The 24,162-nt window shown below is 69.2% G+C and carries 17 protein-coding genes, 1 tRNA gene and 1 pseudogene; 10 read left to right on the top strand and 9 right to left on the bottom strand.

All coding sequences use genetic code 11. The annotated features are described in order from the left end of the window. The first annotated feature begins 221 nt into the window (after positions 1-221). Together hfq and hflX are read left to right on the top strand one after the other, a co-directional pair. Positions 222-455: an RNA chaperone Hfq gene (hfq, locus tag JGR78_RS09715; RefSeq protein WP_020949330.1), complete on the top strand. Its 234-nt coding sequence runs from the start codon at positions 222-224 to the stop codon at positions 453-455. After that, on the top strand, positions 456-1,859 hold the full coding sequence (gene hflX, locus JGR78_RS09720) for a GTPase HflX (RefSeq protein WP_182790651.1): 1,404 nt from the start codon (positions 456-458) through the stop codon (positions 1,857-1,859). A gap of 145 nt (positions 1,860-2,004) precedes the next feature. On the opposite strand, the gene JGR78_RS09725 is transcribed toward hflX, so the two are convergent. The 5 genes from JGR78_RS09725 to dusB form a co-directional block, all read right to left on the bottom strand. Continuing rightward, on the bottom strand, positions 2,005-3,393 hold the full coding sequence (locus JGR78_RS09725; RefSeq protein WP_182802932.1) for a sigma-54 dependent transcriptional regulator: 1,389 nt from the start codon (positions 3,391-3,393) through the stop codon (positions 2,005-2,007). Further along, positions 3,390-5,654: a PAS domain-containing sensor histidine kinase gene (locus JGR78_RS09730; protein ID WP_256435003.1), complete on the bottom strand. Its 2,265-nt coding sequence runs from the start codon at positions 5,652-5,654 to the stop codon at positions 3,390-3,392. Before JGR78_RS09730 ends, JGR78_RS09725 begins: the two co-directional genes overlap by 4 nt. Positions 5,655-5,737: 83 nt before the next feature. Continuing rightward, entirely contained in the window at positions 5,738-7,108 is a 1,371-nt protein-coding gene (locus JGR78_RS09735) for a sigma-54 dependent transcriptional regulator (RefSeq protein ID WP_182802934.1), read from the bottom strand. Further along, entirely contained in the window at positions 7,108-8,205 is a 1,098-nt protein-coding gene (locus JGR78_RS09740) for a nitrogen regulation protein NR(II) (protein WP_182790654.1), read from the bottom strand. The genes JGR78_RS09735 and JGR78_RS09740 overlap by 1 nt, the downstream gene beginning before the upstream one ends. Next, positions 8,202-9,224, bottom strand: coding sequence for a tRNA dihydrouridine synthase DusB (gene dusB, locus JGR78_RS09745; RefSeq protein ID WP_182790655.1), 1,023 nt, complete (start codon positions 9,222-9,224; stop codon positions 8,202-8,204). Before dusB ends, JGR78_RS09740 begins: the two co-directional genes overlap by 4 nt. A gap of 351 nt (positions 9,225-9,575) precedes the next feature. Between dusB and JGR78_RS09750 the strand changes: the two genes are divergently transcribed. The 4 genes from JGR78_RS09750 (at position 9,576) to JGR78_RS09765 (ending at position 14,522) form a co-directional block, all read left to right on the top strand. Continuing rightward, entirely contained in the window at positions 9,576-10,958 is a 1,383-nt protein-coding gene (locus tag JGR78_RS09750) for an L-serine ammonia-lyase (protein ID WP_182790843.1), read from the top strand. Between the two features lie 97 nt (positions 10,959-11,055). Continuing rightward, the gene (locus tag JGR78_RS09755; RefSeq protein ID WP_182790656.1) at positions 11,056-11,550 is read left to right on the top strand and encodes a hypothetical protein; all 495 of its coding nucleotides are present in this window, start codon (positions 11,056-11,058) and stop codon (positions 11,548-11,550) included. A 102-nt stretch (positions 11,551-11,652) separates the two neighbouring features. Beyond that, positions 11,653-13,872, top strand: coding sequence for a YjbH domain-containing protein (locus JGR78_RS09760; RefSeq protein WP_182790657.1), 2,220 nt, complete (start codon positions 11,653-11,655; stop codon positions 13,870-13,872). Then, positions 13,869-14,522: a YjbF family lipoprotein gene (locus tag JGR78_RS09765; RefSeq protein WP_182790658.1), complete on the top strand. Its 654-nt coding sequence runs from the start codon at positions 13,869-13,871 to the stop codon at positions 14,520-14,522. Before JGR78_RS09760 ends, JGR78_RS09765 begins: the two co-directional genes overlap by 4 nt. A gap of 124 nt (positions 14,523-14,646) precedes the next feature. Here the strand turns inward: JGR78_RS09765 and JGR78_RS09770 are convergent, their stop codons facing one another. Next, complete coding sequence (locus JGR78_RS09770) at positions 14,647-14,877, bottom strand: hypothetical protein (RefSeq protein ID WP_234450704.1); 231 nt, start codon at positions 14,875-14,877, stop codon at positions 14,647-14,649. A 389-nt stretch (positions 14,878-15,266) separates the two neighbouring features. Beyond that, positions 15,267-17,294 (bottom strand): pseudouridine synthase, encoded by a 2,028-nt coding sequence (locus JGR78_RS09775; protein ID WP_234450705.1) that lies wholly within the window; start codon positions 17,292-17,294, stop codon positions 15,267-15,269. Positions 17,295-17,411: 117 nt separating this feature from the next. Here JGR78_RS09775 and JGR78_RS09780 point away from each other — a divergent pair, with 117 nt between their 5' ends. Together JGR78_RS09780 and JGR78_RS09785 are read left to right on the top strand one after the other, a co-directional pair. Then, a complete protein-coding gene (locus JGR78_RS09780) occupies positions 17,412-17,858 on the top strand; it encodes a nucleoside deaminase (protein ID WP_182790844.1) in 447 nt (148 codons plus the stop codon). Between the two features lie 63 nt (positions 17,859-17,921). Further along, entirely contained in the window at positions 17,922-21,356 is a 3,435-nt protein-coding gene (locus JGR78_RS09785; RefSeq protein WP_182802936.1) for a pyruvate carboxylase, read from the top strand. Between the two features lie 93 nt (positions 21,357-21,449). Here the strand turns inward: JGR78_RS09785 and JGR78_RS09790 are convergent, their stop codons facing one another. Together JGR78_RS09790 and JGR78_RS09795 are read right to left on the bottom strand one after the other, a co-directional pair. Beyond that, the gene (locus JGR78_RS09790; protein WP_182802939.1) at positions 21,450-21,893 is read right to left on the bottom strand and encodes a hypothetical protein; all 444 of its coding nucleotides are present in this window, start codon (positions 21,891-21,893) and stop codon (positions 21,450-21,452) included. Continuing rightward, the gene (locus JGR78_RS09795; protein WP_182790663.1) at positions 21,883-22,503 is read right to left on the bottom strand and encodes a DUF5671 domain-containing protein; all 621 of its coding nucleotides are present in this window, start codon (positions 22,501-22,503) and stop codon (positions 21,883-21,885) included. Before JGR78_RS09795 ends, JGR78_RS09790 begins: the two co-directional genes overlap by 11 nt. Before the next feature lie 215 nt (positions 22,504-22,718). Here JGR78_RS09795 and JGR78_RS09800 point away from each other — a divergent pair. Next, positions 22,719-22,793, top strand: a tRNA-Gly gene (locus JGR78_RS09800). Positions 22,794-22,929: 136 nt separating this feature from the next. Further along, positions 22,930-24,152: pseudogene (locus JGR78_RS09805) on the top strand (aspartate aminotransferase family protein). Positions 24,153-24,162 lie beyond the last annotated feature (10 nt).

Consider the following 24,162-nt stretch of genomic DNA (forward strand, 5'->3'; position numbering starts at 1 on the left):
CTGAAGCTCGGCTCCGGCGGCACTCCTTATCTGGATCGGTGACGTGACCGGCCAGGTGGAAGGCGGCGGTATCGCGGCCTATTCTCGCCGGTCCGCCCGACGATGGCGCAGCGTGGCGAAAGGGAAACACCTGTGGCGCATTTCCCTGCCCGCCTTGTCACATTGCAAAGGATGACCTTAATGTGAACACAATGCCGCAATAACAAGAAAAGGTGTCCCGCATGGCCGGCGACAAGCAGAACCTTCAAGACGCCTTCCTGAACCATGTCCGAAAGGCCAAGGTGCCGGTCACGATCTTCCTGATCAACGGCGTCAAGCTGCAGGGCGTCATTACCTGGTTCGACAATTTCTGCGTCCTGCTGCGCCGCGACGGCCAGTCGCAGCTGGTCTACAAGCACGCGATCTCGACCATCATGCCGGGCCAGCCCATCAGCCTGTACGAAGGCGAGGACTGAGTGGCCGAGCCACAGGCGACCGAAACGCGGCCCACGCCCGCCTTCGTCATACACCCCGACCTCGGCTCGCGCCGCGACCAGCGCCGCACGCCCGAGCTTGCGCTTGAGGAAGCGGTGGCGCTGGCCCGCGCGCTGCCGGCGATCGAGGTCGTCGGCAGCGGTGTAACCAAGCTGCGCAACCCTTCGCCGGGGATGCTGTTCTCATCCGGCAAGCTCGAGGAACTGGGCGAGGCGATCCATGCGGCCGAGACCGAGCTGGTCCTGATCGACGGCCCCGTGACCCCGGTCCAGCAGCGGAACCTGGAAAAGCATTGGGACGTGAAGATCCTGGACCGCACCGGACTGATCCTTGAGATCTTCGCCGACCGCGCGCGGACGCGGGAAGGCGTGCTGCAGGTGGAACTCGCGGCGCTGTCCTATCAGCGCACGCGGCTGGTGCGCGCCTGGACCCACCTTGAACGCCAGCGCGGCGGCTTCGGCTTCGTCGGCGGCCCCGGCGAGACTCAGCTCGAGGCCGACCGCCGCGCCATCGACGACCAGATGGTCCGCCTGCGGCGGCAACTGGAACGGGTGACGCGCACCCGCAGCCTGCATCGCGCCGCCCGCGCCAAGGTGCCCTATCCTATCGTTGCCCTTGTCGGCTACACCAACGCCGGCAAGTCCACGCTGTTCAACCGCCTGACCGGGGCCGAGGTGCTGGCGGAAAACATGCTGTTCGCCACGCTGGACCCGACGATGCGGGCGATCCACCTTCCTGCCGCCGACGGCGAAGCGCGGGGCCGCCGGATCATCCTCTCGGACACCGTGGGCTTCATCTCGGACCTGCCGACGGAACTCGTCGCCGCCTTCCGCGCCACGCTGGAGGAGGTGCTGGAGGCCGACCTGATCCTGCATGTCCGCGACATCAGCCACCCCGAAACCGAGGAGCAGGCGGGAGATGTGGGCGACATCCTCGACAGCCTCGGCGTGGATGAGGACGTGGCGCTAATCGAGGTCTGGAACAAGATCGACGCGCTGTCCGACGAAACCCGCGCCGCCCTGCGCCGCACGGACGCCCGCCGCGCCGATGTGCAGGCGGTCAGCGCGCTCACGGGCGAGGGCCTGCCGGACCTCATCGCCGCCATCGACCAGCGGTTGTCCGAGGTTCTGGACGAACCGCGCGAGCCGGGCGTGGTGACGCTGTCTCACGCCGAGGGCCGCCGCCGCGCCTGGCTGCACGAGGCCGGCGTCGTGGAAAGCGAGGAGCAGACCGAGGAAGGGCCTCGCCTCAATGTCCTCTGGACCCGCCGCCAGCAGACGGCCTTCGACGCCCTGAGTGGCGAGATGGCTCGCACGGAACCAGACGACGATGACGACGATCCGCCCCCACGCATGGGCGGATGGGACCCTCTGGCCAAGGATTGAAGCCGGATCGGGGGCCAGCCCCCGAACCCCCGGGATATTTGCAGCCGAAAGACAAAGCCCGCAAAAGGCTAATGCTGCGTCTTTCGGCCCTAAATATCCCCGCCGGAGGCGTCGGAGCGGGGATGCCGGCACGGTGTCCGAAGGCCTATTTCGCCATCACCTCGTCCTCGACCCGCATCCCGCCCACGACGCCCAGCGACTTGAGCTTGCGGTGCAAGGCCGACCGCTCCATCCCCACGAACTGCGCAGTGCGGCTGATGTTGCCGCCGAAGCGGTTGATCTGCGCAAGCAGGTATTCCCTCTCGAAGAGCTCCCGCGCCTCGCGCAAGGCAAGCGCAGTGATCTGGGGACCCAGCGCCAGCGCCTCGCCGTTGTCGGGGGTCGCACCCTGGGGCTCCAGTTCCGCGGGCTGGATCGGGCCGCTGTCCTCGCCCAGGATCAGCACGCGCTCGATCACGTTGCGCAGCTGGCGGATGTTGCCGGGCCAGCGCATCGCCTGCAGGGCGGCAATGCTGTCATCGGGCAGGGCGCGCAGCGGCAGGGCCTGACTCGCGTGGAACTGCTCGATAAAGTGGCGGGCGAGTTCGGCGATGTCCTCGCGCCGTTCCGCAAGGCCGGGCACCTGCACGGGGACCACGTTCAGGCGGTCGTAAAGCTCCTGCCGGAAGCGGCCGGCGGCGATCTCGCTGCCAAGATCGCGGTTGGTCGAGGAGATCACCCGCAGGTCCACCCGCACCCGGTCGCTGCCGCCCGCGCGGGTGAACTGCTGTTCGGTCAGCACCCGCAGGATCTTGGGCTGGGTGCCCAGCGGCATGTCCGCCACTTCATCAAAATAGATCACGCCGCCATGGGCCTGTTCCAGCAGGCCCGGCTCGATCCCGCGTTCGGGCGTCTCGCGGCCGAACAGCACTTCCTCCATGCGCTCGGGTTCGATGGTGGCACAGGGGACGGCGACGAAAGCGGCCTCGGCGCGGGGCGACTGGGCGTGGATATAGCGGGCGGCCAGTTCCTTGCCGGCGCCCGGCTCGCCCGTCAGCATCACCCGACCGTTCGACTTGGCGACCTTGTCGAGATTGTCGCGCAGCCGCCGGAAGGCGGCGGAATGGCCCAGCATCTCGGTCGCCGCGACCTCGCGCCGGCGCAACTGGCTGTTTTCGCGGCGCAACCGGCTGGTCTCCATCGCCCGGGTGATCACCACCATCAACTGGTCGATATTGAAGGGCTTTTCGATGAAGTCATAGGCCCCCTGCTTGATCGCCGCGACCGCGATCTCGATGTTGCCGTGCCCCGAGATGATGACCACCGGCACCGAGGGATTGTTGCGCTTGACCTGCTTGAGGATGTCGATCCCGTCCATCCGGCTGTCCTTGAGCCAGATGTCCAGGATCATCAGCGCCGGTTCCTCGGCATTGATCGCGGCCAGCGCCTCGTCGGCATTGGCGGCGGTGCGGGTCTTGAAGCCCTCGTCGCCCAGGATGTCGGCGATGAGTTCGCGGATGTCGCGCTCATCGTCCACGATCAGGATGTCGCTCATGTGCCTGTCGCCTCTTCGAGTTTATGTTTGCGCGGATGGGCCAGCCGCACGGGCTGGCGTTCGCGGGGCAGTCTGACTTCGGCCATCGCACCGCGATGGCCGGTGGCGTCGGGGGGCGCATCGGTCAGCACAAGGCTGCCGCCATGCTCCTCGACGATCTTCTTGACGATGGGCAGTCCCAGCCCGGTGCCGCCCTGCTTCAGCGTCACGTAAGGCTCGAACAGCCGGGCGCGGTCCTCGGGCAGACCCACGCCGTTGTCGCAGATGCGGATCGTCACCGCGTCGGGACGGGCATCCAGCACGACCTCGACGCGGGGGGTCCAGTCGCCCGCCGGGCGGTCGCGCACCGCCTCGCCCGCGTTCTTCAGCAGGTTGGTGAAGACCTGCCCCATCATGCCCGGGTCGCAGTCCACGATCACCGGACCCGCGGAAATCTCGGTCGAGATGTCGCCCTCAACCGCGTCCTTCTGCAGCACCACCGCCTCGCGCAGCAGCGCGGCGATGTCCGTTTCGCTGCGGTCGGGATCGGGCATCCGGGCGAAGCGGCTGAACTCGTCCACGATCCGGCGCAGGTCGTTGGTCTGGCGGATGATGACATCGGTATATTGGGCCAGCGCCTCGCGGTCCTCGTCCGAACTCGCCAGCTTGCCGAACTTGCGCCGGATGCGTTCCGCCGAAAGCTGGATGGGCGTCAGGGGGTTCTTGATCTCATGCGCGACGCGCCGGGCCACGTCGCCCCAGGCGGCCATGCGTTGGGCCGTCACCAGTTCCGTCACGTCGTCGAAGGCGATCACATAGCCCGCGACGGACCCGTCCTCGGCCTGCCGCGCGGCCATGCGCACCAGCAGGCTTTCGATGCGGCCGTCGCGGTGCAGCCGCACCTCGTCCTGCACGCTGTCGGCGACCGATCCCTGCAGCCGCGCGAACAGGGGGCCGAACTCGGGCACCACGTCCAGCAGCGGCTGGTCCTCGGCGGAAGGATCAAGTCCCAGCAGCCGCAGCGCCGAGCGGTTGACGAAGTCGATCCGCTGATCGTCCCCCAGCCCGATCACCCCCGCCGTGACCGAGGTCAGCACGCTGTCGAACAGCCGCCGCTGTTCATCCGTCACGCGATAACTTTCGACCAGCGCGACCCGCTGCTGCTTCAGCGCCTGGGTCATGCGGTTGAAGCTTTGGCCCAGCGTCTGGATCTCGTCGCCGGTGTCCGGCTCGGGCACCTGCACGTCCAGGTTCCCCTCGCCCACCTGTTCGGATGCCGCCGCCAGCCGACCGATGGGACGGGCGAGCCGTTCGGCGAACCACAGCCCCAGCCAGATCGCTCCGGCCACCAGCAGCAGCGCAAAGCCGAGGTAAAGCAGCGAGAACTCGAACAGTACCCGGCTGCGGGTGCGTTCAAGCTGCTGGTACTCGCCCACCGTGGCGCGGGTGTCGTCGAGCAGGCCCAGCAGGTCGCCGTCCACGTCGCGGGTGACATAAAGGTAACGGTTCGGCAGCCGGTCGAGATGGACAAGTGCACGGAACTCGTTGTTCTGCCAGTCCTCGACCAGCAGCGTGCCATCCCGGTCGGCGGCAAGGAACTGCGCCTCGGAGGGCTGCTCATACCAGAAGCGGTAGCTGCGGTCGCCGCGTGCGCGGATCGCGCCGGTCGCGTCGATGACATAGGCTTCCCGCAACCCGCGCTGGATCAGCGCCTGCCCGTCCGTCAGCACGGCGCGGATGGTGCCGTCGTCCAGAAAGGGCAAGGCGCGGGCGCCGTCGTTCAGCACGCGGGCCAGAAGCTGGGCATCCTCGGCCAGATCACGGCGGTGTTCGTCCTGATAGGCCTCGGCCGCCGACAGCGAGGTGGCGACCACCTGCTGCACCCGTCCCGAGAACCAGCCCTCAAGCCCGATGTTGACAGTCAGCCCGGCAAACAACGCGACCAGCACCGTCGGGAACAGCGCCAGTGCGGTGAAGACGCCGACCAGCCGCATGTGCAGCCGCGACCCGGCGGCGGCCGACTTGCGCGCGGTCAGGATGGCGGCCATGCGCGCGCCGACCACGCCCGTCAGCAGCAGGATGTAGATGAGATCGGCCAGGAAGATCAGCCGCAGCCCGGTGCTGGCCGTATGCTGGCTGAGCGGGCCCATGACGACATAGGTCGCGACCGCCAGCACCGGCCCCAGCACAGCCAGGAACAGCGTGGCCGCGGTGCGGACGCGTCGCTGCCGGCGCAGCCGCGCCAGCCGTTCCCAAGGTCGCCCCGCGATTGCGTGTGCCACCGTGTCTGCCTCGCCTCGGTCGCCGCTGTGTCGCGGCTTCTTGTTGCACAGGCGTTACGCGATCCTGTGTCTCTGTGACCGTTTTACATCAGGCGACGGCGCCGTGTCACCTCGATATTCAGGTCGTTCACTTTCTTGCGAAGCGTGTTCCGGTTGATCTGCAGAAGATCGGCGCACCGCAGTTGGTTTCCGTTGCACGCGTCCAGCGCGATCTGGATCAGGGGACGTTCAACCTCACGCAGAATCCGCTCGTAAAGGCCGGGGGGCGGAAGCTGGTCGCCATGCAGGTCGAAATAGCGTTGCAGATGCTGCTCGACCGCTTCGGACAACGGTCGCGAGGGGTCGATGCGGGGCGAGGTGACGCGCGCCCCCGGTGCAGGCAGGGCGGCCGCGACATCCTCGGCCCCGATCCGGGGACCTTGGGCTGTCAGGGCGAGGCGGCGCAGCAGGTTGTCAAGCTCGCGCAGGTTACCGGGAAAGGGATAGGCGCGCAGGGCCTCCAGCGCGTCGTCCGACAGCGCGGCATTCCCGTGCCCCACGCGGTCCAGCATCAGCCGCGCCAGCGCCGGCAGGTCGTCCAGACGCGCCCGCAGCGGCGGCACCATCACCACCATGCCCGCCAGCCGGTAATAAAGGTCGGGCCGCAGCCGTCCCGCCTCGGCATCGCCCTCGGGGTCAGGGCCGGTCGTGGCAACCAGTCGCGCCGCGTGGGCGCGGTCGGGGCCGCTTTCGGCGGATTCGATCAGGCTGGCAAGGCGGGCCTGCAGTCCCGGCTCCATCGCCGCAGCATCCTCAAGAATCAGGGTGCCGCCCTGCGCCTCGGCCAGCCGGACGGCAAGCGCCTCGGCGCTGTCCACCGAACCTAGCCGGACCAGCGGGCCGCCGCGGCGGTCGCTGAGTTCGTGCAATGCCTGCGCCAGCGTGCTGCGGCCCGCCCCCGGCTCTCCCGCGACCACGACGGGCAGATCGGTGTTGACGATCCGCGCCACGCTGCGGAACAGCGCCTGCATCACCGGCGTGTGGCCGATGAGCGAGATTCTCTGCGGCATGGAGGCAGGCGGCTCGGCCACCGCGTCGGGTTCGCGGCGCTTGCGGCGTTCGAGGCCCGCCCGCACCCGCGCCATCAGGTCCGGCAGGTCAAAGGGCTTGGGCAAGTAGTCGAAGACCGCCGCTTCCGTCGCCCGGATCGCCGTCACGATCGAGTTCTGCGCCGAGATCACGATCACCGGCAGGTCCGCCCGGGCGCGGGAAATCGAGGGGATCATGTCCAGCCCGTTGCCGTCAGGCATCATCACGTCGGTCACGACCAGATCGCCCGTCCCGTCCTCGACCCAGCGCATCAACTGGCCGAGGCTGCCGGTCGCATGGACCCGGCAACCCGCCCGCGTCAGCGCCTGCGTCAGCACGGTGCGGATGGTGCGGTCGTCGTCCGCGATCAATACGGTTCCATCCATCAGGGGTCTCCTTTTCCGGCGAGCGGCAGGGATAGGCGAAACAGGGTGCGGCCGGGGCGGCTGTCCACGCGGACCAAGCCGCCATGCTCGGTCACGATCTTGCTGACGAGAGCGAGGCCGAGGCCTGTGCCGTTCTCGCGCCCTGAGACGAAGGGTTCGAAAATCTGGTCGGCGATGGCTTCGGGGATGCCGGGGCCGTTGTCCTCGACCTCGACCCGCAAGCCCAAATGGGCGCCCTCCGGCGTCCGCGACTCGCCGTCAAAGGCGGTGCGAAGGCGGATCAGCGCGGGACCGCCGTCAGCGGCGGGGGCCTCGCGGGCCAGAGCCTCGGCGGCGTTGCGCAGAAGGTTCAGGACGACCTGCATGATGCGGCTCGGATCAACCAGCGCCGGCGGCAGCGAGGGGTCATAATCGGTGACGATGCGCGGCGCAGTCCCGCCCAGCGCCATGCTGCGGCGGGCGCGGTCGAGGATGTCATGGATGTTCACCGGCTGAAGCTGGGGGCGCGAGGTGTCGCCGAAACGCTCGACCTCCTCCAGCAGGGCGACGATGCGGCGGCTTTCGGCCACGATCAGGTCGGTCAGCTCCCGGTCCTCGGGGCCGAGGCCCTCGGACAGAAGCTGCGCCGCGCCGCGGATGCCGGCGAGCGGATTCTTGATTTCATGCGCCAGCATTTCGGCCATGCCGATGGCGCTGCGGGCAGCGCGGCGGGGCAAGACGTTCTCGGCCTCGGGCTCGGGCCGGATCAGGGCGACGACCCCGCCACCCGGCAGCGCGGTCAGGTGCAGGCCAGCGCGGCGCGCGGTCCAGCCGCCCGCGCGGTCGCCGATCTGGAAGCGGACGCAGGGATGCACCGCCTCGCCGACACTCGCCGCCTGCGCGACAAGGGGGCCGAGTTCGGGTTCGACCCGCAGGCGGGCGAAAAGCGAGGGGTTATCGGTTCGTAGCCCGGCGACGCCCCGCGTCGAAAGGTTCAGCCACAGTTCCGCCGCCTCGTTCAGGCCGGTAAAGCGCGCCGTGGCGTCGAAAGTTGCGACCGGGATCGGCAGCGCCTCCAGCACCTCGCGGGCGTCGGGCGAGGCGAGGGCGTCAGTCATGCCGCTTGCGCCTCGGCAGGCGCATCCGAAAAGACGGCGCGGATCGCGGTGGCTGCGGCCTCGGGCGTTGCTGCGGCCATCAGCGCGGCGCGGGCGGCCGGAAGGTCGGGCAGGCCCGCCGCTTCGGCGTACCAGCCGAGATGCTTGCGGGCGACCCGCATCCCGAGGTCGCGGCCATAGTGCGACAGGATGTCGGCGTGGTGTTCCGCCACCGCATCTGCCAGCGCCGCGCCCTGCGGCACATCCGGGGCGGGAAGGCCGTGGTTCACGGCAGCGATCTGCGCCAGCCGCCAGGGCGCGCCCTGCGCACCGCGCCCGACCATCACCGCATCGGCCCCCGACAATTCGCGGGCACGGGCGGCCGAACCCGCATCCACCACGTCGCCGTTGCCGACCAACGGCAAGTCCGGCACCGCCGCCCGAACCGCCCGAATGGCGGCCCAATCGGCGCGGCCGGTGTAGAATTGCGCCCGGGTTCGCCCGTGGACCGCGATCATCCGCACGCCCGCGTCCCGCGCCCGGCGAGCGAGATCGGGAGCGTTCAGGCAGTCCGCATCCCAGCCGAGCCGCATCTTCAGGGTCACCGGCAGGTCGGGGACGGCGGCGACCACCGCCTCGACCAGCGACAGGGCGCGGTCGGGTTCCCGCATCAGCGCCGCGCCCGACAGCCCGCCCGTCACCTTGCGCGCGGGGCAGCCCATGTTGATGTCGATGATCCCCGCGCCCATGCCGGCCACGATCCGCGCGGTTTCCGCCATCGGCCCCGGTTCCCGCCCGGCGATCTGGACGCTGACGGGGACGCCGTTCTCCTCGACCATCGCTTTGGCGCGCACGGCCGCGCGGGTGGATGGGCGGGGCGTCACCATCTCGGTCGAGGCGACCATCTCGCTGACCACCAGCCCCGCCCCGTGGCGGACGACGGCACGGCGGAACGGCAGGTCGGTGATCCCGGCCATCGGGGCCAGGAACACCGGAGGGTCCAGCACGGCGGCGCCAAGGCGGATGGGTTCGTTGGTCATGGGTTCAGTTGACCTTGCAGGCAGAGGACGGAAAGCAGGCGGACGGCAGATGAGGCTGATGGCATGGGGCCGCGGCGGCATCTGCCGCGTACACCGCCGATATGCCCAATAATTAGGCAGATTGTAAATGCTGAATCAGGCAAGCGCGACGACGCACAAAGCCCGTTGTAGGCAGCGGAGGCTGGATTGGCGTCAAGCGTCGGAGCCGGGGGCTGTCTGCCCCCGCACCCCCGAGGATATTTCTACAAAGAAGAAATCTGCGGGCTTTGCCAGCCACGAAGCGGAGCCATACTGGCGCGCAAGCCGCGACACCCATAGGTTCACATGGAATCTGAGGGGGAAAGCGCAGCCATGTTCCTGTCGGTCTTCGATCTCTTCAAGGTCGGCGTCGGGCCGTCGTCCTCGCATACGATGGGGCCGATGGTAGCGGGGGCACGGTTCCTCGACCTGCTGCGGGCGGCGCGCTTCGGGGCGCATGGGCTGCGGGCCAGCCTGCACGGAAGCCTCGCCTTCACCGGCAAGGGCCATGCGACCGACCGGGCGACGATCCTCGGGCTTGCGGGCTTCACTCCCGAGACGATGGAGCGCGAGGCGGCGGATTCCGCGTTGGAACGGAACCGCCAGACCGGGCTGCTGCATCCCGAAGGCCTGGGCGAGTTGCACTTCGACCCGGAACGCGACCTGATCTTCGACTTTGACCGCCCCCTGCCCGGCCATGCCAACGGCATGATCCTGATGGCCACCGACGCGCAGGGCGACGTGATCCTGCGCGAAACCTATTATTCCATTGGCGGCGGCTTCGTGCTGACGGAATCGGAATTGGAGGACCGCGCCTCGGACCGGCGCAGCGACGCGGCGTCCAGCGTCCCCTATCCCTTCTCGACCGCCGCCCAGATGCTTGAGATGGCCGCGCAATCGGGCCTGTCCATCGCCCGGATGAAGCTGGCGAACGAGCGGGCCTGTCGCAGCGAGGCGCAGATCCGCGACGGTCTGGCCCGGATCTGGCAGGTCATGCGCGATTGCATGGACCGGGGGCTTGCGGCGGAAGGCACGCTGCCGGGCGGGCTGAAGGTCCGCCGCCGGGCGAAAGGCATCCACGAGGCCCTGCTGGCCGAACGCGGACAGAACCTGACCGCCCCCCATGTCATCAACGACTGGATGTCAGCCTATGCCATGGCGGTGAACGAGGAAAACGCCGCCGGCGGGCAGGTCGTGACCGCCCCCACCAACGGCGCGGCGGGGGTGGTGCCCGCCGTGATCCGCTACTGGCTGGATCATGTGCCCGGCGCCTCGGAACGCGACCTGGACACCTTCCTGCTGACGGCGGCGGCCATCGGGGGACTCGTCAAGCACAACGCCTCGATTTCCGGGGCCGAGGCGGGTTGCCAGGCCGAGGTCGGGTCCGCCAGCGCCATGGCGGCGGCGGGGATGGCGGCGGTGCTGGGCGGCACGCCCGAGCAGGTGGAGAACGCGGCCGAGATCGCGCTGGAACATCACCTCGGGATGACCTGCGATCCTGTCGCCGGGCTGGTGCAGGTGCCCTGCATCGAAAGGAACGGCCTGGGCGCGATCAAGGCGGTCAGCGCCGCCAGCCTCTCGCTGCGGGGTGACGGCAAGCATTTCGTGCCGCTGGATGCCGCCATCGAGACGATGCGCCAGACCGGCCGCGACATGAGCGAGAAATACAAGGAAACCTCGCTGGGGGGCCTCGCGGTCAACGTGCCGAACTGTTGACGGCGAAAGGGTGCCGTCAGGACCCGCGGATGCTTGTGCTGGTGGAACGGGCTGTCTAAGGCTGAACGCAAAACGGATACGTGGGACAGGATAGAAGATGACCTTGCGCTTTGCCCTGCTGGCGCTGCCGCTTGCGCTGGCCGCCTGTGACCAGATGCAGGATTTCCGCATGCCCTGGGACCCGCCGCCCGCCCCCGAAGCCCCTGCAGAACCCGGCCTGCCGACGATCCCCGAACCCACCGGCGCCTCGCCCACCGTGCAGCCGCTGGAGGTCGCAGGTCCCACCGCCAAGGTCTCGACCGCCGAGGCAGAGACGCTGGCGGTGACGAACCTGACCGCCGCGGGCGAGGGCTGGACGGCATCCGTCACCGGCTCGACCGCCCGCTTCCAGCCCGCGGGCGGCAATGCCAGCAACATCGATGTCCGCCGCATCCCCTATTCGGGCGGCGTCGAATATATCGGCGTCCTCGGCGGCCAGCCCTTCGTGCTGCGGGTGAACGCGCAGGACTGCGGCGGCCAGCCGCTGACCGCGACCCTGCGCGCCCGCGGCACCACGCTGCCCGGTTGCGCCACGCCTGCCAGTGCCGCCTGATCGCGGCCTGGGGCGGCAGGACCGCCCCGGCCTACCCCGCCGGATCCCAGCGCCCGGCGCCCTTTCATCCCGCCCGGCCTTGACCGCAAAAGGACTGTCCGCATGACAAAGGCCCGCCCGTCCCCCCTGACCCGCCGCCTGCTGGCCACGGCGCTGCCGGTTGCGGTGGCGCTGGTCCCGGCCGGCGCGGGCTTCGCCGATCCGATGATCGGTGCCGTCACCAACCGCTACGGCCTGCCGGGCGCGATCGACACCCCCACGGCCGAGATGATGCCCGACGCCACCCTCGGCGCGGTCCTCAGCTATGCCGAGGTCGGCAACACCGTCGGCCTCAGCTTCCAGATCCTGCCCCGCGCGACGGTGGTGCTGCGCTACGGCAAGTTCGACAGCACCGAGCAGCGGCGCGGCTATGTCCGCGACCGCTCCTTCGACCTGAGATTGTCTCTGCTGGACGAGGCCCCGGACGGCTGGCGCCCCGCCATGGCCGTTGGCCTGCAGGACATGATCGGCACCGGCTTCTATGCCTCGGAATACATCGTTGCGACCAAGACGCTGTCGCCGCGCCTGCGCGTCAGCGCGGGCCTTGGCTGGGGGCGGCTGGCGAGTTCGGGCGGCATCGGTTCGCTGATCGATGACCGGGGCGGGCCTGACGAGGCGGAAGGCGGCACCCTGAACACCGACCAGTGGTTCCGGGGCGAGGCCGCGCCTTTCCTGAACGTCCAGTGGAAGGCCACCGACAAGCTGACCCTGCTGGCCGAGTATTCCGGCGACGACTACGCCTGCGAGACAGGGGATGCCGACAACTGCGCCCGCTCGGCCTGGCTCAGCGACGAAGACGAGTTGTCGAACAACATCAACCTCGGGCTGACCTACCAGGCCGGGCGCAACTACCAGATCGGCGCCTATGTGCTGGGTGGCACGCATTTCGGCGTTACCGCCAGCATGACGCTGAACCCGCGTCAGGCGCCCTACCCCTCGGGGCTGGAGAAAGGCCCCGCGCCGGTGCGCCCACGTCCCGCCGTCGCCGCCGACCCGGAAGGGTGGGCGGGCACCTGGTCGGCGGACCCGACCGCACAGCCGGCGATCCAGAAGGCGCTGGGCGATGCGCTGGCCAAGGAAGGCCAGACGCTGCAGTCGATGACGCTGACCGGAACCCGCGCCGAGGTCCGCATCCGCAACAACCGCTACATCCAGCAGGCCGAGGCCGTGGGCCGCACGGTCCGCCTGATGACCCGCGCCCTGCCGCCCTCGGTGGAAACGCTGGTCGTGACCTCGGTCGAGAACGGGATGCCGACCTCGTCCCTGACCTTCCGACGCGCGGATGTCGAGCGGCTCGAGAACACCGAGGTCAGCCATATCGCCAATGCCGCGGTGATGACCGACGCCCACCCGCGCCCCGCCGGGCTGGTGCAGAGCCCCGGCATCACGCCGCGCTTCCAGTGGTCCATCGGACCCTCGCTGAATACCGGGTTGTTCGATCCCGACGAGCCGCTGCGCTATGACGTGGGCATCTCGGCCCGCGCCACCTACGAGATCCTGCCGGGCCTGACGCTGAACGGGACGGTGCGGCAGCGGCTGTTCGGCAATGCCGAGCAGGACGCGCCGGGCGGCCTCTCGGTCGACGACTACCTTGCCCTGTCGGACGAGGAGATCGCCGACCGCAACAACGGCGTTTACCGCGTCCGTTCGGACGGGCGGATGTATTCCGGCAACGACGATCCGCGCATCCCGAACCTGACGCTGAACTGGAACGCGCGGCCGACCGAGACGGTCTATACCCGCGTGACCGTGGGCCTGCTGGAAAACATGTATGGCGGCGTCTCGACCGAAGCGCTGTGGAAGCCGGTGAACTCGCGCCTCGCGCTCGGGGCCGAGGTCAACCGGGTCCGCAAGCGCGACTACCGCGACGCCTTCGAGTTTCTCGATTACGAGGTCACGACCGGCCATGTCTCGGCCTATTACGAATTCGGGGGCGGCTTTGTCGGCCAGCTTGACGTGGGCCGCTATCTGGCCGGCGACGATGGCGCCACGGTGACGCTGACGCGCGAATTCGCCAGCGGCTGGTCGGTCGGCGCCTATGCCACCAAGACCGACCTGTCGGCCGAGGAATATGGCGAAGGCTCGTTCGACAAGGGCATCACCGTCCGCGTGCCGCTGTCTTTCGCGGTCGGCACGCCGTCCAAGCGGACGGTGGGCGGCACGATCAGCTCGCTCAACCGCGACGGCGGGCAGCGGGTGCGGGTGGGGGGCCGGCTGTACGACGCCGTGCGCGACAGCCATTCGACCAAGATGTATGACGGCTGGGGGAGATTCTGGCGATGAACGGCATGATCCGGGGCGCCGCGCTGGCACTGGCCCTGCCCCTTCTGGCCGCCGGATGCTCGGGGGGCTCGGCCTCGGGCGACGCGGGGACGGGACCGGGGATCGGCGGCTCGCTGGCCCGCGCCGTGCTGTCCCAGCGCCAGGCCCCGGCAGAACCGGCAGCCGCGCCCGATCCGCAGGCGATGGCGGCCGAGGCGCTGGCCGTGAACCCCGGCCCGCTGATCCTTGTCGGGCTGGAACGGCTCGGCACCACGCAGGTGCTTGCCATGACCGGCGAGAACCGGGGAATGCGGACCTACATGACGAAGAATGAGCAGGCGCTGATCATGCGCGGCTTCATGCTGACGGGCACCCGCGGCCTTGGCCACGACCTGTCAGTGGCCGAGGCCGAACAGTCCGCAGCCCTTGTCGCCGCCGGACAATCCGGGCCGGCGCGGCGGGTGATGCGCTATTACAGCGGCGACGGGCAGGAACGGCCGCTTGTCTTCGCCTGCCAGATCGGCCGCGGCCCCAACCCCGGCGTCATGGTCGAGAATTGCGATGGGCACGGGCTGCAGTTCGAGAACAGCTACCTGCCCTCGGCCGGCGTCTCGCGCCAGTGGATCGGGCCGGGCCTGGGCCATGCGACGATCCAGGTGCTGCGGAACTGATCCATCCCACGTTTTATCCAAGGCCCGCCCTCATGGCGGGCTTTTTTCATGCGCTGGGCAGCCGGACAGGCAAAAGAAAAGGGGCCAGTCCGAAGACTGACCCCTGATCGGTACCGATGCGAGATTACTCGCTGTCGGGGGTGTCGTCGTCATCATCGTCATCGTCGTCCGAAGCGACGGCAGCGATGACGCCCAGCAGCAGCAGGGCGGGGACGACGAGACCGGCGTTGGTCGACGCCGGGCGGGTGTCGACGACGACGGGCTCGACGTCGACGACCGGGGCGACGTAGCCGCCGGCGAGTGCGGTCGAGGCCGACAGGCCAAGAGCCGCGGCAAAGGTAGCGAATTTGGTCATGATCATGCTCCGTATTCTTGTGAAGTCTGCCGGTTTCCCGACAGCATCGAGGCGACAGTTACACAAAGCCCTCAAGTTGAAAAGCGGCTAACGACCGGTTCCGCTGCGGGTCAGCGCTCACTGTTGCATAATCGCCAACCCCTTCTGGTTGGCTTGGTTCCGCTTTGCCTCGTGCACGATCGGACCTGTGGCCGTTATGCACCGCACTGCAGTTCCGGTGACGGAAAGCAGTAGCTTTTCCGAGGGCTTACTGAGGCGGAAGGGAACCATCTCCTCTGATCCCTAGCGGCCTTGCAGATGTTCCCCGGTCCGTTCCTGACGCGCTTTTCCCGGACGCCCCGCATCGTCGGGCCAAGGGCATGGTTCCCCCCTGCCCCAAGCCGTCGCTGTCAGCGCCGCCCACCGCCTTTCGGGGGACCTCCGTCCCGCCCCGGCTTGCCGCCCGGTCCACGGCCCGAGGGCGCAGGCCCGCGCGGGCCGGTGCCGGGCTTCGGGGGCCGTCCACCTGTCCCGGCGGGCCGGGGTCCGCGGAACGGTCGGTCCCCTTGCGGACCCGAGGCGCCGGCGCGATCCGGCCGGGCCGCGCGGGGCTTGCGCGAAAAGCCGCCCTCGGCCTCGGCGCTGCGCGGACCGCCTTCGCGGGGCGGACGCGGCGGGCGGTTCCCGTCCCGGTCGTCCCGCGCGGCCCAGGGCTTGCGGTCGCCGCGCGGCTGATCCGGCCGGAACCTGTCGGAACGGTCCCGGTCAAAGTCCCTGCCGCCTTCGGCGCGCGTGTGATCGGAACGAGGACGCTCGCCCTGCGGCCTGGGTCCGCGGGGGCGATCCGCGCCTTCTGGCCGGGGGCTGAAGCCCTTGCGCTCGGTCCCGCCTTCGGCCCGGGGGGTGCGGGGGCGCTTGTCCCCCTCGAGCCGCGGCCCGTCACCCGGCCGCCCGAAGCGGCCCGGCGGGCGCGGTCCCCGCTCGCCGCCCTCGCCGGAACGGGAGTGGAGCTTGCCCGTGGACCCGGCCGCGTGATCGGGGCGGCCTTCCCCGCGGCGGTCGAAGCCAGCCTGCCGGGGGCCACGGCCTGCCCCGTCGTCACGGCGATCCGGGCTGAACGCGCGAGGCTTGCGGTCGTAACCGTCGCCCGGCCCGCCGCGCGCGGGGCCGCCGCGCCCGGCACCCGCACGGGCGGGGTGATCGCCCCCGTCGCTGCCATGGCGCGGCTTTCGCGGCGCCCGGTCCTTCTCGGCACGGTCGGCCGCCCATGGCCTGCGGTCCCCTTCGGTGCGGGGCCTGCGCTCGCCGTCTCCATCCCGACGCGGGACACGGGGCGGGCGCGGGGCAGCGTCATCGCGGCGGGACCCGCGGGCCGTGGCGTTCCGGGCCGGACGTTCGCCGCGTTCCTCCGCCGCGTCGGTGTCGCCGGTCAGCAACCCGCCCAACTGGTCGCGCAAGACGCGGCGCTTGACCTCGCGCACTTCGTTCTCCTCCATCCCGATCAGCTTGAAGGGGCCGTAGCCGATGCGGATCAGGCGGTTCACGATCAGCCCGACATGCGCCATCGCGCGGCGGATCTCGCGGTTCCTGCCCTCGCGGATGCCCACGGTAAGCCAGGCGTTGGCGCCCTGCTGACTGTCGAGCTTGATTTCCATCGGGGCGAATTCCTCGCCTTCGATGGTGGCGCCCCGGCGCAGCGGGTCGAAGGTCAGGTCGTTCGGCTGCCCATTCACCCGGACGCGGTAGCGGCGCAGCCAGCCGGTCGAGGGCAGTTCCAGCCGCCGCTTCAGCTCGCCGTCATTCGTCAGCAGCAGCAGGCCTTCGGAATTCAAGTCGAGCCGCCCCACGCTCATCACGCGCGGGAGGTCACGGGGAAGCGCGTCAAAGACGGTCTGGCGGCCCTTCTCATCGGCTTCCGAGGTCACAAGGCCGACGGGCTTGTAGTAAAGCCAGAGCCGCGTTTCCTGCGCGGCTTCCATCGGCTTGCCGTCCACCGTCACCTTGTCCGAGGGCAGCACGTCCAGCGCCGGGCTGGAAATCTTGCGGCCGTTCACGGTGACGCGGCCTTCGACGATCATCCGCTCGGCCTCGCGGCGGCTGGCCACGCCCGCGCGGGCCATGACCTTGGCAATGCGCTCGCCGCCTGCCGCCTGCGCGGGCTTCTTGGCAGCCGCGGCTTTGACAGGCTTGGGTCCCTTCTCCGGCTCGTCGTCGTCGTCGTCGTCGTCGTCGTCGTCGTCGTCGTCGTCGTCGTCGTCGTCGTCGTCGTCGTCGTCGTCGTCGTCGTCGTCGTCGTCGTCGAAGGGTTCGCCCGCCTTGTCCTCGGCGGCAAGCTCGATCTGGTCGGTATCCTCTTCCTCTGCGCCCTCGATGGGCGGCAGAGCTTCGTCTTCGTCGCGGGGGGTGTCGGGATCGGGGGGCGTGTTCGGGTCGGTCATGGCGATCTCCTGCGCATCGCTGCGGTGGTGTGGCGGCAAGGTGCCGGGTCTAGCCCCAACGCAGCCGAGGCGAAAGCGGTTCTTGCGCAGGGCGCCGTGTCACGGCATCCCGCAGGCATGTTCCGCAGCCACATGGATGCCGCCTTGGCGCAAGCCCGCGCCGCCGCCGAACGCGGCGAGGTGCCGGTGGGTGCCGTCCTGACCGATCCGTCGGGCAGCGTCGTTGCCGCCGCCGGCAACCGCACGCGCGAGTTGTCGGACCCCACGGCCCATGCGGAGATCCTTGCCATCCGCGCGGCCTGCGCGGCCGTCGGGTCCGAACGCCTGCCCGGCCATCGCCTGTGGGTCACGCTGGAGCCCTGCCCCATGTGCGCCGCCGCCATTTCCGCCGCGCGGATCGAGGTGCTGTATTACGGCGCCCCAGACCCCCGCATGGGGGGCGTCGCCCATGGCGCGCGGGTCTTCGACCATCCCCAGTGCCACCATCGGCCGCAGGTCTATGACGGCATCGCGGCCGAGCCTGCGACCGATCTGCTGCGCCGCTTCTTCGCCGCGCGGCGCTGAGCTTATCGTCGCCCTTGCGCTCGGGGTCCGGCTGCTGAAAGGTGCCGCGCAAATCCTCCGGGGGTGCAGATGTTCCAGAAGATCCTTGTGGCGAACCGTGGCGAGATCGCGATCCGGGTGCTGCGGGCGGCCAACGAGATGGGCAAGCGCACGGTCGCGGTCTATGCCGAGGAGGACAAGCTGAGCCTCCACCGCTTCAAGGCGGACGAGGCCTACCGCATCGGCGAGGGGCTGGGGCCGGTCGCGGCCTATCTGTCGATCCCCGAGATCATCCGCGTGGCGAAAGCCTCGGGCGCGGATGCGATCCACCCGGGCTATGGGCTGCTGTCGGAGAACCCGGATTTCGTGGATGCCTGTACCGCCGCGGGCATCGCCTTCATCGGGCCCACTGCCGACACGATGCGGGCGCTGGGCGACAAGGCCTCGGCCCGCCGCGTTGCGATTGCCGCGGGCGTCCCCGTCATCCCCGCGACCGAGGTTCTGGGCGATGACATGGCCGAGGTCGCGCGGGCGGCCGAGGAAGTCGGCTATCCGCTGATGCTGAAGGCATCCTGGGGCGGCGGCGGGCGGGGGATGCGGCCGATCCTGTCGGCGGCGGAACTGCCCGAGAAGGTGCGCGAGGGCCGGCGCGAGGCCGAGGCCGCCTTTGGCAACGGCGAGGGCTATCTGGAAAGGATGATCCTCCGCGCCCGCCACGTCGAGGTGCAACTGCTCGGCGACAGCCACGGCGGGCTTTATCACCTGTATGAGCGTGACTGCACCGTGCAGCGCCGCAACCAGAAGGTGGTGGAACGCGCGCCCGCCCCCTACCTGACGCCCGAGCAGCGGGCCGAGGTCTGCGGGCTGGCGCTGAAGATCGGTCAGGCCGTCGGCTACCGCAATGCGGGCACGGTCGAGTTCCTGATGGATATGGACTCGCAGCAGTTCTACTTCATCGAGGTGAACCCCCGCGTCCAGGTCGAGCATACCGTGACCGAGGAGGTCACCGGCATCGACATCGTGCAGGCCCAGATCCGCATCGCCGAAGGCGCGACGCTGGCCGAGGCGACGGGGATGCCCTCGCAGGCGGACGTCACGCTCTCGGGCCACGCGATCCAGTGCCGGGTGACGACCGAGGACCCGCAGAACAACTTCATCCCCGACTATGGCCGCATCACCGCCTATCGCACCGCGACCGGCAACGGCATCCGTCTGGACGGCGGCACGGCCTATGCGGGCGCGGTCATCACCCGCTACTACGATTCGCTGCTGGTGAAGGTCACCGCCTGGGCGCAGACGCCCGAGGCCGCGATCCGGCGCATGGACCGCGCCCTGCGCGAGTTCCGGGTGCGGGGCGTTTCGACCAACATCGACTTCGTCATCAACCTGCTGAAGCACCCGGTCTTCCTGTCGAACGAGGCGACAACCAAGTTCATCGACACGACGCCCGAGCTGTTCGACTTCTCGCCCCGGCAGGACCGGGCGACGAAGATCCTGACCTATCTCGCCGACATCAGCGTGAACGGGCATCCCGAGACCAAAGGCCGCCCGCGCCCCGCCGAGTCCAAGCTGCCCGTCCCCCCTGCCCCGCGGCAGGAGCCGCCCGAGGGCACCCGGCATCTTCTCGACCGTGAGGGGCCGCAGGGCGTGGTGGACTGGCTGTCCCGCCAGCAGCGGCTGCTGCTGACCGACACCACCATGCGCGACGGGCACCAGTCGCTGCTGGCGACGCGGATGCGGTCCATCGACATGATCCGGGTGGCGCCGGCCTATGCGGCGAACCTGCCCGGCCTTTTCTCGGTCGAATGCTGGGGCGGGGCGACCTTCGACGTGGCCTATCGCTTCCTGCAGGAATGCCCCTGGCAGCGGCTGCGCGACATCCGCGCGGCCATGCCCAACATCATGACGCAGATGCTGCTGCGCGCCAGCAATGGCGTCGGCTACACCAACTATCCCGACAACGTGGTGCAAAGCTTTGTCGCGCAAGCGGCGCAATCCGGCGTGGACGTGTTCCGCGTCTTCGATTCGCTCAACTGGGTCGAGAACATGCGCGTGGCGATGGACGCCGTGGTGGACTCGGGCAAGCTTTGCGAGGCCGCGATCTGCTATACCGGCGACCTGATGGACCCCGATCGGTCCAAGTATGACCTCGCCTATTACGTCGACATGGGCCGGCAGCTGCGGGAGGCGGGCGCGCATGTCCTCGGCGTCAAGGACATGGCGGGCCTGCTGAAGCCCGCCGCCGCGCGGGTGCTGTTCAAGGCGCTGCGCGAGGAAGTCGGCCTGCCGATCCACTTCCACACCCATGACACCAGCGGCATCGCGGGGGCCACGGTGCTGGCGGCAGCGGACTCGGGCGTGGCCATCGTGGACGCGGCGATGGACGCCTTCTCGGGTGGCACCTCGCAGCCCTGCCTCGGGTCCATCGTCGCGGCGCTGGACGGGACGGACCGCGACACCGGGCTGGACATCGGCAGGGTCCGGGAAATCTCGAACTACTGGGAACGGGTGCGCGACCAGTATTGCGCCTTCGAGGCGGGAAGCCGCGCCCCGGCATCGGAGGTCTACCTGCACGAGATGCCGGGCGGGCAGTTCACCAACCTCAAGGCGCAGGCGCGGTCCCTGGGGCTGGAGGACCGCTGGCATCAGGTGGCCGAGACCTATGCAGAGGTGAACCGGATGTTCGGCGACATCGTCAAGGTCACGCCCTCGTCCAAGGTCGTGGGCGACATGGCGCTGATGATGGTAGCCCAAGGGCTGACGCGCGCGCAGGTCGAGGACCCCGCCGTCGAGGTCGCCTTCCCGGATTCGGTCGTGGACATGATGCGCGGCAACCTCGGCCAGCCCCCCGGCGGCTGGCCCGAGGCGCTGCAGCGGAAAGTGCTGAAGGGCGAGGCGCCCATCACCAACCGTCCGGGTGCCCTGATGCCGCCCGTCGATCTGGCGGCCGCCCGCGTCGAGGTTCAGGCCAAGCTGGACGTCGCGCTCGACGACGAGGACTTCAACGGCTGGCTGATGTATCCCAAGGTCTTCAGCGACTATGCCGAGCGCCACAAGGCCTATGGCCCGGTCCGCACCCTGCCCACCCCCGCCTTCTTCTACGGCATCGAACCGGGCGAGGAGATCAGCGTCGAGATCGACCCCGGCAAGACGCTGGAGATCCGTCTGCAGACCATCGGCGACACCGACGACGCGGGCGAGGTGCGGGTATTCTTCGAACTGAACGGCCAGCCCCGTACCGTGCGGGTGCCGAACCGCGCGGCCAAGGGCGTGACCGCCGCCCGGCCCAAGGCGAATACGGCGAACCCCGGCCATATCGGCGCGCCGATGCCCGGCGTGGTGGCGACGGTGGCGGCGCTGGCGGGGACCAAGGTCCGCGCGGGCGACCTGCTGCTGACCATCGAGGCGATGAAGATGGAAACCGGCATCCACGCCGACCGCGAGGCCATCGTGAAGGCGGTCCATGTGAGCCCTGGCCAGCAGATCGACGCCAAGGACCTGATGGTCGAACTGGAGTGAAGGAAGGGGGCGCTCGCGCCCCCTCTGCCGCTGCGCGGCATTCACCCGCCTCGAGGATATTTGAAACCGTCCGAAGCCCGGCAGGGAGGAGAATCAGCGTTCGATCCCGGAGGGGGCTTCCGGGTCATCGCGCAGGCGGCGGGGCAGGTCCTCGACGATGCAATCGCCGTCACGGCGGTTCGCGACCCAGCGTTGATCCTCCGGCGGCAATTCGAAGGCGGCGCAGAGACGGAACTTGCCCGCCTTGAGCGCCTCGACGCGGTAAGGCTCGCCTGAGCGGCTGTCGGTCAGCGGCACCGTGTCGGGGCAGCCGGGCGTGGGCGACAGGTCGGCGGGCAGTCGGCGCGTTTCGCTTTCATCGGCAAGGCAGACGACATGGCCCGCAAGGCGGCGCAGGTCCTCCATCCGGGCATCGTCACGGCGTTCCTTGCGGGCCTGCAATGGTCCCCCGCCGATGGCGAGGCCGGCCACGACGGTTGTGCCCGCAAGGGCCGCGATGGCCCAGCTTGCCCAGCCCTGCGTCCTTCTAGCGGTCATCGAGTTCATCCCGCCACCAGGCAAAGGCCAGCCCGCCGATCATTGCGATCAGCAGGGTCTTGGCCAAGAAGCGCGCCGTCAGCTCGCCATTCAGCAGCGCGTAGATCACCGCCACCAGATCGCCCAGCAGCGCAAGCGACGCGAGCAGCAGCGTGACCGCCGCGAACCATCTGCGGACCAGCGACCTGCGGCGGCCTGCATCCTGCGCCGTGTTCCGCGCCACCCTGCGGTTCAGCCACAGGAACAGGGGCACCGCAGAAATCAGCGCCGCCATGTTCCAGCGCAGCGCTGAGGGCGACGGCGGATAGCGGTCCGCAAGGCCCGGCAGGACCGAATCGATCACCTGGAAGCCCAGCATCACCACATGCCAACAGATGAAGATCAGCAGCAGGAACAGCAGCCCGTAGACCAGCGCCTCGCGCGCCGAGACATGGGGGCGCGGCCGCGGCACCGGCGGCAGGCCCGGCGCGACGGCCCAGCCGTCCAGCGCCTCGGCGGCCTCCCGCGCGCTCCACCCCGCCTCTGCCAGGGCGGCGGCCAGGTCGTCCCGGCTGCGCCCCGCGGTCAGCCCTTGCCGCACGAAATCGCCCAGATCATCGCTGCGCGACATGCCTGCCCCCGTTCTCCAGTCTGCATTGGCCAGGATCGGCGGCGCGGGGTCAAGCGCCGGCAGGCCCGATTTTCCGTCCCGGAACATCCCTGCCGGAGACTCGAGCCGAACAATCACGACTGCCGAAAGGGTCCGGTGCATTTTTCCTCTTGCAGCCATCCGCGGGCTTGGCTAAATCCCCCTCCACCGGCGGCGGACGCCACCGGAGACGGAGCGCGGGCGTAGCTCAGGGGTAGAGCATAACCTTGCCAAGGTTAGGGTCGTGAGTTCGAATCTCATCGCCCGCTCCAGATTTCAGTTTCAAGATCAACTGTTCAAGACGCATTCTCCGGGGTGCTTCTTGCTTGCAGACCAATTGTCTCTGCGATGTACAAAGCATCCTGCTGTAGTGCGGCGGCCCCGCGGCTGCTCGTCGCGGCCGAGGGCATGCATTACACCTCCGCCGATGGTCACCAGGTGCTTGACGGCACTGCCGGCCTCTGGTGCTGCAACGCCGGTCATGGACGCAGCCAGATCACCGAGGCCGTGAGCCGCCAGCTCGCCACGCTCGATTATGCGCCCTCCTTCAACATGGGCCATCCCATCGCCTTCGATTTTGCCGAGCGGCTCGCCGCCATCGCGCCGGGGCCCGAGGGCGGAAGGCTCGACCGGGTCTTTTTCACCGGCTCGGGATCGGAGTCGGTCGACACCGCGCTGAAGATCGCCATCGCCTACCAGCACGCCGTTGGACAGGGCACCCGTACCCGTGTCATCGGCCGCGAACGAGGCTACCACGGGGTCGGCTTCGGCGGCATCTCGGTTGGTGGTCTGGTCAACAACCGCCGCGTCTTCCCGCAAATTCCGGCTGACCATCTCCGACATACCCATGACCTCGCGAAGAACGCCTTTGTGAAGGGGCAGCCCGAGCATGGCGCCGACCTGGCCGAGGATCTCGAGCGCCTGGTCCAGCTGCACGGCGCCGAAACCATCGCCGCCTGCATCGTCGAGCCGGTCGCCGGCTCGACCGGCGTCCTCGTGCCGCCCAGGGCTACCTCGAGCGCCTGCGCGAGATTGCGACGAAGCATGGCATCCTTTTGATCTTCGACGAGGTCATCACCGGCTTTGGCCGCCTCGGCGCACCTTTCGCCAGCGACTTCTTCGGCGTGACCCCGGCTCTGGTGACGACCGCCAAGGGTCTGACCAATGGCGTGATCCCGATGGGTGCGGTCTTCGCCTCGCGCGCTGTCCATGATGCCCTGATGACCGGACCCGAGAACGTCATCGAGCTGTTCCACGGATACACCTACTCCGGCCACCCCGCTGCCTGCGCTGCAGGCTTGGCCACGCTCGATATCTACGAAGGCGAGGGTCTCTTCACCCGCGCGGCAGGGCTGCAGGCGAAATGGAATGATGCGATCCATGCGCTGAAGAGCGCGAAGAACGTCATCGACATCCGCACCATCGGCCTGATCGCCGGGATCGAGCTTGCTCCGCGCGAAGGCGCGGTCGGGACGCGCGCCTATGATGTCTTCGTCGACTGCCTGGCGAAAGGGCTGCTGATCCGCGTCACCGGCGACATCATAGCCCTGTCGCCGCCGTTGATCGTCGAGGAGGGCCAGATCGACGAGATGGTCAGCGTCCTTGGCGACGCCCTCGCGCGCGCCGCCTGAGCGAAGGGAG

It is taken from the genome of Paracoccus sp. MC1862 (assembly GCF_016617715.1).
Classification (GTDB): Bacteria; Pseudomonadota; Alphaproteobacteria; order Rhodobacterales; family Rhodobacteraceae; genus Paracoccus.

Excerpts from the sequence above, each read along its gene's own strand:
- hfq (WP_020949330.1), top strand. The coding sequence starts at position 222 with ATGGCCGGCGACAAGCAGAACCTTCAAGACGCCTTCCTGAACCATGTC.
- JGR78_RS09725 (WP_182802932.1), bottom strand. The coding sequence starts at position 3,393 with ATGAGCGACATCCTGATCGTGGACGATGAGCGCGACATCCGCGAACTC.
- JGR78_RS09735 (WP_182802934.1), bottom strand. The coding sequence starts at position 7,108 with ATGGATGGAACCGTATTGATCGCGGACGACGACCGCACCATCCGCACC.
- JGR78_RS09740 (WP_182790654.1), bottom strand. The coding sequence starts at position 8,205 with ATGACTGACGCCCTCGCCTCGCCCGACGCCCGCGAGGTGCTGGAGGCG.
- dusB (WP_182790655.1), bottom strand. The coding sequence starts at position 9,224 with ATGACCAACGAACCCATCCGCCTTGGCGCCGCCGTGCTGGACCCTCCG.
- JGR78_RS09750 (WP_182790843.1), top strand. The coding sequence starts at position 9,576 with ATGTTCCTGTCGGTCTTCGATCTCTTCAAGGTCGGCGTCGGGCCGTCG.
- JGR78_RS09755 (WP_182790656.1), top strand. The coding sequence starts at position 11,056 with ATGACCTTGCGCTTTGCCCTGCTGGCGCTGCCGCTTGCGCTGGCCGCC.
- JGR78_RS09760 (WP_182790657.1), top strand. The coding sequence starts at position 11,653 with ATGACAAAGGCCCGCCCGTCCCCCCTGACCCGCCGCCTGCTGGCCACG.
- JGR78_RS09765 (WP_182790658.1), top strand. The coding sequence starts at position 13,869 with ATGAACGGCATGATCCGGGGCGCCGCGCTGGCACTGGCCCTGCCCCTT.
- JGR78_RS09770 (WP_234450704.1), bottom strand. The coding sequence starts at position 14,877 with ATGACCAAATTCGCTACCTTTGCCGCGGCTCTTGGCCTGTCGGCCTCG.
- JGR78_RS09775 (WP_234450705.1), bottom strand. The coding sequence starts at position 17,294 with ATGACCGACCCGAACACGCCCCCCGATCCCGACACCCCCCGCGACGAA.
- JGR78_RS09780 (WP_182790844.1), top strand. The coding sequence starts at position 17,412 with ATGTTCCGCAGCCACATGGATGCCGCCTTGGCGCAAGCCCGCGCCGCC.
- JGR78_RS09790 (WP_182802939.1), bottom strand. The coding sequence starts at position 21,893 with ATGACCGCTAGAAGGACGCAGGGCTGGGCAAGCTGGGCCATCGCGGCC.
- JGR78_RS09795 (WP_182790663.1), bottom strand. The coding sequence starts at position 22,503 with ATGTCGCGCAGCGATGATCTGGGCGATTTCGTGCGGCAAGGGCTGACC.